This is a genomic window from Spirillospora sp. NPDC046719, assembly GCF_040645715.1.
In the GTDB taxonomy this organism is placed as follows: Bacteria; Actinomycetota; Actinomycetes; order Streptosporangiales; family Streptosporangiaceae; genus Spirillospora.
Genome location: NZ_JBEYYT010000396.1, coordinates 1 through 8,820 on the forward strand (window position 1 = coordinate 1; position 8,820 = coordinate 8,820).

9 protein-coding genes and 1 tRNA gene are annotated in these 8,820 nt (G+C 71.3%); 6 read left to right on the forward strand and 4 right to left on the reverse strand.

Annotated elements, in window-relative coordinates:
* Positions 1-60: 60 nt before the first annotated feature.
* Positions 61-1,581, reverse strand: a complete 1,521-nt coding sequence (locus tag ABZ914_RS40520; protein WP_387027654.1) for an alpha/beta hydrolase domain-containing protein — start codon at positions 1,579-1,581, stop codon at positions 61-63.
* Positions 1,582-1,774: 193 nt separating this feature from the next.
* On the opposite strand from ABZ914_RS40520, the gene ABZ914_RS40525 reads away from it, so the two are divergent.
* The 4 genes from ABZ914_RS40525 (at position 1,775) to ABZ914_RS40540 (ending at position 5,554) form a co-directional block, all read left to right on the forward strand.
* Positions 1,775-2,434 carry a cutinase family protein gene (locus ABZ914_RS40525; protein ID WP_500199902.1) on the forward strand — a complete coding sequence of 220 codons (660 nt, stop codon included), beginning with the start codon at positions 1,775-1,777 and terminating at the stop codon, positions 2,432-2,434.
* A gap of 313 nt (positions 2,435-2,747) precedes the next feature.
* On the forward strand, positions 2,748-2,990 hold the full coding sequence (locus ABZ914_RS40530) for a hypothetical protein (protein ID WP_433241712.1): 243 nt from the start codon (positions 2,748-2,750) through the stop codon (positions 2,988-2,990).
* 1,049 nt (positions 2,991-4,039) lie between these two features.
* Positions 4,040-4,333: a hypothetical protein gene (locus tag ABZ914_RS40535; protein ID WP_500199904.1), complete on the forward strand. Its 294-nt coding sequence runs from the start codon at positions 4,040-4,042 to the stop codon at positions 4,331-4,333.
* A 132-nt stretch (positions 4,334-4,465) separates the two neighbouring features.
* A complete protein-coding gene (locus tag ABZ914_RS40540; protein ID WP_500199905.1) occupies positions 4,466-5,554 on the forward strand; it encodes a hypothetical protein in 1,089 nt (362 codons plus the stop codon).
* Positions 5,555-5,969: 415 nt separating this feature from the next.
* On the opposite strand, the gene ABZ914_RS40545 is transcribed toward ABZ914_RS40540, so the two are convergent.
* A tRNA-Arg gene (locus tag ABZ914_RS40545) sits at positions 5,970-6,042 on the reverse strand.
* 264 nt (positions 6,043-6,306) lie between these two features.
* On the opposite strand from ABZ914_RS40545, the gene ABZ914_RS40550 reads away from it, so the two are divergent.
* Entirely contained in the window at positions 6,307-6,651 is a 345-nt protein-coding gene (locus tag ABZ914_RS40550; RefSeq protein WP_500199907.1) for a hypothetical protein, read from the forward strand.
* An 81-nt stretch (positions 6,652-6,732) separates the two neighbouring features.
* Entirely contained in the window at positions 6,733-7,764 is a 1,032-nt protein-coding gene (locus ABZ914_RS40555) for a D-alanyl-D-alanine carboxypeptidase family protein (RefSeq protein ID WP_500199909.1), read from the forward strand.
* A gap of 4 nt (positions 7,765-7,768) precedes the next feature.
* Here ABZ914_RS40555 and mscL read toward each other — a convergent pair whose 3' ends face one another.
* Positions 7,769-8,179: a large conductance mechanosensitive channel protein MscL gene (mscL, locus tag ABZ914_RS40560; RefSeq protein WP_500199910.1), complete on the reverse strand. Its 411-nt coding sequence runs from the start codon at positions 8,177-8,179 to the stop codon at positions 7,769-7,771.
* Positions 8,180-8,431: 252 nt separating this feature from the next.
* Positions 8,432-8,820, reverse strand: a 389-nt coding sequence (locus ABZ914_RS40565; protein ID WP_500199913.1) for a CpaB family protein, incomplete at its 5' end; no start/stop codon positions are given.

An 8,820-nucleotide genomic window follows, 5' to 3' on the forward strand; every position in this document is an offset into this window, starting at 1 on the left:
CGGCCGGCGGGACGCCCGGTCGCCGAGCGCCCGCGCCGGCCGGCGCGCCGTCCATCGGGGTCAGCCGCCGATGCCGGAGTCCTGCGCGGCCTTCACCATGGCCGCCGCGTCCTCGGGCAGCAGGTACCCGCCGTCGACGGACTGCTGCGCCGCCGCCTGCACCTTGGCCACGTACCCGGCGTGCGTCGGGTACAGCCGGCTCAGCACCGGCTCGGCGACCGGCGGGAACGACGGGTTGGACGGGTCGCCGGAGTCGTGCCGGTCCCACCCGTCCGCGTCGCCGTTCCACGGGTCCCGGGCGCCGTAGAGGCCGCAGAAGACGCCGTCACCGAGGCCCAGGTGCCGCAGCCCGGTGAGGGTGCGCGTCGGCACCGTGATGTCCGGCAGCCGGACGCCGCCCGTCGCGAGCCCGGTGCGCGGGTCCCGCAGCGCCGTGTTCAGCGGTGCGCCGCTCGGCGGCCGCGCCCCGCCCCGCGCCCACGACGCCAGGTGGCGCAGCGCCGCGTTCATCGAGTAGTGACCCGGCCCGTCGTTGAACGGCGCCGTCCCCGCGGTGCAGTCCGCCTGCGGCGCCGCCGACCCCGCCGACTTCTTCAACGTCGGATCACCCAGGTCGTACGCCCACTGGTCGCCGTGCGACGTGCCGGCCAGCTCCCAGTGCACGACGCTGCCGGTGTCCGGCTGCCGCGCCGCCGACGCCAGCGGGACGTCCGTCTCGGTGAGCACCACGAACGTCGGCACCGGCAGGTCCGTGCGGATCCGGGACGGGTTCGGCATCGTGAGCGTGTCCGCCAGCTCGCCGCTGATCGGCGCGCCCACCGCGCTGTTGCTGTGGATCATGAGGCCGTCGTAGACCTTCGCCACCGGCTGGACCGCGTCCGCGTACGTCGTCATGAACCCGGCGGACTGCGACTCGCCGTCCGCCAGCAGCGTCCTCACCTTCAGCCCGCCGAGCGGGTCGGGGCCGTCCGGCGCCCTTAGCGCCCGCCCGGCCTGCGAGAAGATGTCGTAGGAGTACGCGTCGCCCGGGTGGACGAGCGTCCCGTACCGTTCGGGATCCCAGCCCTTCAGGCCGTGGATCTCACCGAGCCCGCCGTTCACGCCGACCGCCTGCGCCGAGACGCCGACCCACGCGTAGCCCTCGCGCAGCAGCTCGTCCCGCTCGAACCAGTAGTCCGGCGACAGGTCGAGCTGCCCGCTGACGTTCAGCCATTCGACGACGACCGTCCCGTTGAACTTCGCCGGGTCCGTGGGCCGCCGGACGAGCAGCCGGGTCTTGTACGCGGCGCTGCCGGACTCGCGCACGCTCCACCGTCCGTCCGGGCCCCACAGTCCCGCCTTCGCGTACGAGTGGGCGGTGCCGGAGATGAAGTACTCGTTCTCGGTGTAGCCGTACGAGCCGAGGTCCTCGGCGGCGGCGAGGAACGGGAAGCCGTGGCTCCCCGCGGGCGGGACGCTGACGGCCGGGTCGTCCGCCTCGGCGCGGGCGGTCGGCGCCGCGCCGATGAAGGCGCCGAAGAGCACCGCCCCCAAGGCCGCGGCGGTGGCGCGCCGTCTCGGGGAGCGCAGGGGTATTCGCACGGTTGCCTCCTAGAAGCACTGGTCGGGGGGAAGCACAGTGTCGGCCGCGGCCCTGCTCCCGGCATCGGGGAAATCGCCAGTCCGGCGGACCGGCCGGTGATTCTGCCGATGCCGCGGCGGCCCCCGGGCCCCTACGTTCCTGCGCTGACCGGCCCCGAATCGATCGGGGCCCGGCGAGCAGAAAGAGGCCCGCATGCCCCTCTCCCCGTCCCTCCGGCGGCTCACCGCCGTCGCGTTCGCCGGCGCCGTGAGCGCCGCCGGACTGGCCACCCTGTCCGCCGCCCCCGCGTCCGCCGCCAGTTGCTCGGACGTCGACGTCGTCTTCGCCCGCGGCAGCGGCGAGCTGCCCGGCCTCGGCATCGTGGGCACGCCGCTCGTCAGCGCCATCAAGGGCGACCTGCCGGGCAAGTCGGTGAGCTCCTACGCGGTGAACTACGCCGCCGACCTCGCGCAGACCAGCGCGGGCCCCGGCGCCACCGACATGAGCAACCACGTCAAGTCCGTCGCCGCGTCCTGCCCCGGCACCTCGTTCGTCCTCGGCGGCTACTCGCAGGGCGCCAGCGTCACCGACATCGCGATCGGCATCCCGACCCTCCTCGGCACCGGCGGCACCATCCCGACGAACCTCGCCTCCCGCGTGAAGGCCGTCGTCGTCTACGGCAACCCGCTGCGCCTGTACGGCCAGACGATCAACACCGCCAGCTCCCTCTACGGCCCGAAGGCGAAGGAGTTCTGCAACACCGGCGATCCCGTCTGCGCGAACGGCGTCGACATCTCCGCCCACCTCACCTACGCCACGAACGGCACCGTCCCCCAGGGCGCCCAGTTCGCCGCCGCCAAGATCAACGGCTGATCCCCGCGCCCGAGCCCCCGGCCCGCCCCAACCCAGGCCGGGGGCTCGCCAGCGGCGCGATGTGCCGGATTACGCGGTAACCCGCCGCCTCCGCCGGAGCGGGCCATGACGCCGGACCTGCCCGGCGACGTCCAAGCCGAGACCCGCCGACGCCGCAGGAAGTGGCTCGCGCTCCTGGGCTCCCTCCTCGCCATCGCCATCCTGCTCAGACCAAGGCGCGCATCCGCGGTCGCGACGAACAGCTCCCGCATCCCGAAGCTCTGCGTCCCCTTCGCCATTTCATTCGCTCCTAAGTATCGGTACTCTGTGTCGAATGAATCCCGATGAAGCGGACGCCCGCGTCGAACTCGCGGAGACCAGGTACCTGAAGGCCAAAAAGGAGGCCGACGCCCTCCTGGAGGACCTCTTCACCGCCTACGTCGACGCCGCCAACGCCGGCCGCACCGCCGACCAGCTCGCCAAACCCGAGACCTTCACCGCCGGCTACATCCGCCGGAAGCTCCGCGAACGCGGCGTCGAACCCCGCAAGGGCGGCCCCAAGCCACGCAGCACCTGAAACGCCCCACGCTCCGAACCCCCGAGACGAGCAAGACTGCCCCACGTCTCGTGTTCACCCCGCATGACCCGGCGAACTGGACCGAGGAGGACAACGCTCGCCTCGATCACTGCACCTCGCACAGCCAGACCGGCGGCCGCCACGACGCCTGCTCGATCGACCTCGCCTGACGCTCAACGCATCCGATGGCCAGAAGTGCGCCGCCTGCGAGAAGGCCGCCCACGACGCCCTCCGACACCACGCCAAACGGCTGTAGACCATTCCTACGAGCGGCCCCGAACCCCCCGGCAAGGGCCCGAGCGTCACGGCCCGAGCGCCATGACCCTGAGCGTCACGGTTCCCAGTGCCACGACCCCGATCGGCCGGATGTGCGGAAAGAAGTACTCGCGCGGCCTGTCCTTGGTGCCGGCGAGCGTAGGCATCACCGCGTCCCGGCGCCTGGACGCGGCACCGCATCTGCCGCAAGAGCCGAGACCGTGGAGCCGATTCGCGGCCTTCGACCTGCAGGACCAGTTTTCCGCAGATGATGGCGCCCCTGGCAGGATTCGAAGCTGCGACACCCGCTTTAAGAGTGTGCTCCGCATTATCGGGGCATCTGTGGCGCTGTGAGGCTGTGCTTGTTTGTGCTGGTCAAAGGCTTTGTTCATTGCTCCCTGGGCGTGGGGCGGTGAGGATGCACGGGGGCCTTTGGGACCGTTTGTGCGAGCAGGGCGCGAGCAGAGAGACCTGGCAGAGGGGCGTGCCGTCAGCGTCCGGCGAGATGATGGAGTTGGGGACTAGGCATAGCGTCTCTTCGATCGCGTCGGGTATGCGGGATGTGTCGTTGCACAGCACCTCGTAGAGGAGGACCTCGTCCTGCGCGGTGGTGAGGATTTTGTAGATGAGGGCCAAGAAGGTGCTGGCGGTGGTCTCCTATCCGGCGGGTCACCTGTGGGGTCGGCGCGTCGTTCGGCGAGCATCTGGGCCATGTGGGTTCCCAACCCTGTAAGGGAGTTGGCGTTGCCGGCTTCGCGTTTGTCGCCGACTGACGGTAGGCCGTCGCCCCACGTTTGGAATTGTGGGGCGGCGGCTTCGGGTATGCCGAGGTACTGGCCGATGGTGGTGAGTGCGACGGCCATGGTGAAGGCGTCTGCGAGGTCGGCTGGTTCGCCGGCGTCGAGCATGGCGTCGAGCTGGGTGGTAACGAGGCGTTCGATCTGTGGTCGGCGTGTGGGACGGCGGCGGGGGTGAATTCCCGGCTGGCTGACCGCCAGCGTCACCGTCACCGCGCCGGCGAGCTGAACACCTACTTCAAGGCGTTCGATGAGCTGGCCGCCCTCGCGGTGTACGGATCGGCCGCCTGAGACCTGATCACCCAGACGCTGCGGGCCAGTGAGGGCGGCTAGAGCGTTTCCGCTGGATATGAGTATTCGTACTCAGGCGCACGAAGATCGTCTCGGTCAGGGTGGTGGGCGAGCCCACGATAGGAGACCCCCATGAGAACGACCGCCCCGGCCCTCGTGACGGCGGGAGCCGTCACCGCCACGTTGCTGGGCGTCCCGGCCGCGCGGGCCGCGACGAGCCCCGCCTGGCGGGCCTCGGTGCAGCACGAGTCGCTGCGCAACGGGTCCCGGCTGCTGACGGTGGGCAAGACCACCTGGGCCTTCGGCGGCCGCAGCTACCGGGACGGCCGCGCCACCGCTTTCCGGCGTGACGGATCCGGCTGGCGGCAGGTCGCGTTGCCGTCGCAGGCTCGCGGCGAGATCGTCGCCGCCGACGCCAGTTCGCCGAACGATGTGTGGGCCGCGACGCTCGGTGTCAAGAACGGGCCGCCCGTCGCGATGCGCTTTGACGGCAGGCAGTGGAAGGCCGTGCAAGCGCTCGGGAACACGGTCGTGACCGCTGTGACAGTCGTCGGACCCCGGGACGTGTGGGTCTTCGGGACCGACGGGCCGACCGACCGCCGTCCCGTCGCCTGGCACGGCACCCGGCGCGGCTGGAAGAAGACGACCACGCCGTTCGTCGTCTGGAGCGCCGACCTGCGCTCGCCCAAGGACCTTTGGGCCGTGGGCTGGCGGAGCGGTGGCGGGCAGGTCGCCGAACGCTTCGACGGTAAGCACTGGCGGTCGGCCCCCGACCCGCGCGGCTCCCTGCCCGCCGTGCTGCGCGACCCCGCCAAGACGCAACTCGCCTACGGCAGGCTCTTTGCCGCGAAGGGCGCGCTGTGGCTGGCTGTGAACGCGAGCATCTGGTCCGAGATGCGCACCGATGCCTACCTGCTGCGCTTCGACGGCAAGCGCTGGCGCTCGGAGCGGCTGCCCAGACGTGTGGCGTGGCACGAGAACGGCTCGTTCGTGCCGGATGGCAAGGGCGGGCTCTGGATGTTCGCCTACACCGGCGACCAGCGGTCGTTGCTGTTCCGCCGCACGGCCTCGGGCTCTTGGAGCAGTTCCCCGGTGAAGGCGCCGGGCCTCCAGTACGTCGAGCTGGGCGACCTCGCGCCTGCCCCGGACGGCGGCCTGCTCGGATCGGGCGGCTGGGACGACCGTACCGCCGCGACCGGCGGGGTGCTGGCCTACCGCTGACCCACCGGTGACCCATGGCCGGTCTCCGGAGGCGTCGCCCATCGCGCAGCGCCGCCGGCGCCTAGCCGCCCTCGCGGCTCAACTGGAGCGCAACTGCGCGCAACTTCGTGGACCCGCGCCTTGCGACCGGCCAGTGTCGGAGGCCACAGCGCTTCAGGTGAGCGCCCGGCATCCGGAGCGGGCGCCCAAGGCTCCAAGGAGGCAAACCGTGACCACTCTGTCCGAGGTCGCCCCCTGATCTAGGCGGACCTACCCGCCCAATCCACGCTGGCTGGAACCGGATCGACGGGGTCGCCGTCCAGGGCAGCGAGTGAGCAGAACACGCTCCGCGCGGTTCGTGCGAGCAGTAACCCAGAGGATCCGAGAACTGAGAACGCCCCCGACCTTCGTCGGGGGCGTTTCTGCAGGTGATGGGCGCCCCCGGCAGGATTCGAACCTGCGACACCCGCTTTAGGAGAGCGGTGCTCTATCCCCTGAGCTACGGAGGCATGTCGTCGCTTGCCGGAAGAGCGTAGCGGACGGCACCTACAGGGTAGGGGAAGGGGCGGGCTGGGCGCTCCCCGTTATGGGGGTGACCGAGGCTCAAGAGAGCGCCAAAGCGCGGCGGGATAAGGCTTACGCGCGGTCTAGGCCGGGTGGGGTCGGTGTGGGTACGCTTCGGTGCCGTGACGGGTCGGCATCGAGGGCAGCCGAAGGACCGGGAGGCCGGGGAGGCCACGGAGAAGCGCGCGCCTCGGCGGAGACGCGTCGCGATGGTCGCGGGTGCATTCCTGGTGCCCGTCGCGCTGGCGACCGTGGTGGCGCTCTCGCTGCGCGACGAGCCCTCGGGACGGCCGGACGGCGCGCCGACGCCGACGTCCCGGGCCGCGCAGGGGTCGCCCTCGGCGGAGCCGACGTTCGGGCAGTACGTCCCGCCGGAGAGCGATCCGCAGGCGGAGACCAAGGCGCCGCGGCGCGTCGTGACGCCGCAGGCGGTGCCGACGAAGAAGACGACGCCGAAGCCCGCGCAGTCGCCGGACGTACGGCCGTCGTGCCCGTGGGCGGGCGTGCCGTATCTCGACCACTGGTGCCGTCGCCATCGTCACCCCGGCCGCTGATGCGGTTGCGCCCTGTTCAACTGTGAACCTGTAGTAGCGTTCTGCCGCTGTTCGTATTCGGGCATCAGGAGGAAAACCACCGTGCCGAACCCCCGGTCGGCTGCGCTGGCCGCGGCCGTCCTGGTGATGGCGACGCTCGTGCCGCAGGGTGCCGGCAGGGCGGCCGATGGCGGGGACGACGTCAAGTCGCTGCGCGAGGCCGCCGCGAAGGCTCGCGACGAACTCGAGTCGGCCACCAAGGACATGGAGGGCCGCAAGAAGGACCTGGCGGCCTCGCAGACGAAGCTGAAGGCGACGCTGCAGGACCTCGCGGACGCCGAGGCTCAGCTGAACGAGATCCGGCAGCCGCTGGCCCGGCTCGCGAACTCCTCCTACCAGCAGCCCGGCGCCGCCGGGTCGATGGCGGTGTTCGGCGGCGGCAACCCGGAGCAGGCGCTGCGCGCCACCGCGGACGTGAGCATGCTCGCGCGGTCGCAGCAGGCGCTTGTGGACCGTGCCGACGCGCTGCAGAAGCGCAAGCAGGAGCTGGCGTCCACGGCGCAGGACCTGCAGTCCCGCAGCGCGATCGCGCAGACGCGCGTGCAGCAGGACATCGACGGGCTCAGGAAGCGGTCCGCGCAGCTCACCGACCAGCTGAACGCGATGCTCAAGAAGCTGCCCGAGAGCAAGCGGCTGGAGCTCGGATGCGACAAGAGCCTCGCCGCCGACGCCAAGAAGTTCCCCAACGGGCTGATCCCGCAGAAGTACCTGTGCCCGCTGCCGCAGAAGGGGCGCCAGCTGCGCGCGGACGCGGCGCTCGCGTTCTACAAGCTGAACGCGGCGTACAAGGCGCACTTCGGCCGCGACATGTGCCTGACGGACTCCTACCGGAGCCTGGCCGAGCAGCAGTCCGTCTACGTGCGGCGGCCCGGCTTCGCGGCCGTCCCCGGCACGAGCAACCACGGCAAGGGCCAGGCCATCGACGTCTGCGGCGGGGTGCAGAACCAGGGCTCGGTGCAGTTCAACTGGCTGAAGGCCAACTCCAGGAAGTACGGGTGGTTCCACCCGGCGTGGGCCTACAGCAACCCGTTCGAGCCCTGGCACTGGGAGTACGGCACCGAGAGCCAGTACTGACGCGTCAGGGGGTTTTCGCCAGCGGGACGATCTCGGAGGTGCAGAACCGGCAGCGCCGCGCCTTGATGGGGATCTCGGCGAGGCACTCGGGGCACTCCCGCTCGGTGGCCTCCTTCCCGCGGTCCATGCGCTCGATCAGCTTCGTGGTCGGCAGCACGACCAGGAAGTAGACGATCGCCGAGGTGATGAAGAAGGCGATCGCCGAGGTGACGAAGATGCCGTAGGGGAACTTCGTGCCGTCGATCGTCACGGCGAGCCGGGTGTAGTCGGGCTTGCCGCCGATCAGCGCGATCAGCGGGGTGATGAAGGAGTTCGCGAAGTCCTTGACCAGCGAGGCGAACGCGGCTCCGACGACGAACGCGACGGCGAGGTCGACGAGGTTTCCGCGGAAGAGGAATTTCTTGAATCCGCCCATGTGCGTGCTCCTGGGGGTCGGTGGGGCGCGTCCCGTCGGACGCCCTCCTGGCGGTGATCGGCTGTGGGCGCGGGGGAGGGGCACGGCCGATCAGCGCCTGGTCTGCCCTGATCGGAGGGGGTTCTCACTCCCGCGTGCGTCATATCACTGATGTCCGGTCCGGCCGGAGCCGGACGGAACGGCTACGGATGGTAATGAAAGTTCACCCCTTGTGCCAAGTCGATCCCCCGAGCGCCCAGGACGGGCGGGTGGTCAGGGGCCGGTGATGGTGATCGAGAGGGCGGGGCCTGCGCCGGCGAGGGCTTGGGCCTGCGCCCGGTCGGTCGCGAGCACCACCAGCGCTCCCTCCCGGCCGCCTTCGTCGCCGCGGCGCGGCACGGTCACCACCGGCACGCCGGACACGATCACGCGGGCCGCGCCCCACCGGCCGCCGCCGCCGGGGAGATCGTCCGAACCGGAGGAGGGCGGGCCGGCCAGCACGTCGACCCGGTCGCCGGAGTGCAGCAGCCGGACGGTGTCGGCGTCGGCGATGCGGACGGGAGCGGCGACCGTCCCGGGGCCGTAGCCGCGCAGGAGCCCGTCGCCGACCAGGCGGGCGTCGGTGAGCGGCTCGCCGCGCCGCACGGGGCCCGCGAGGACCC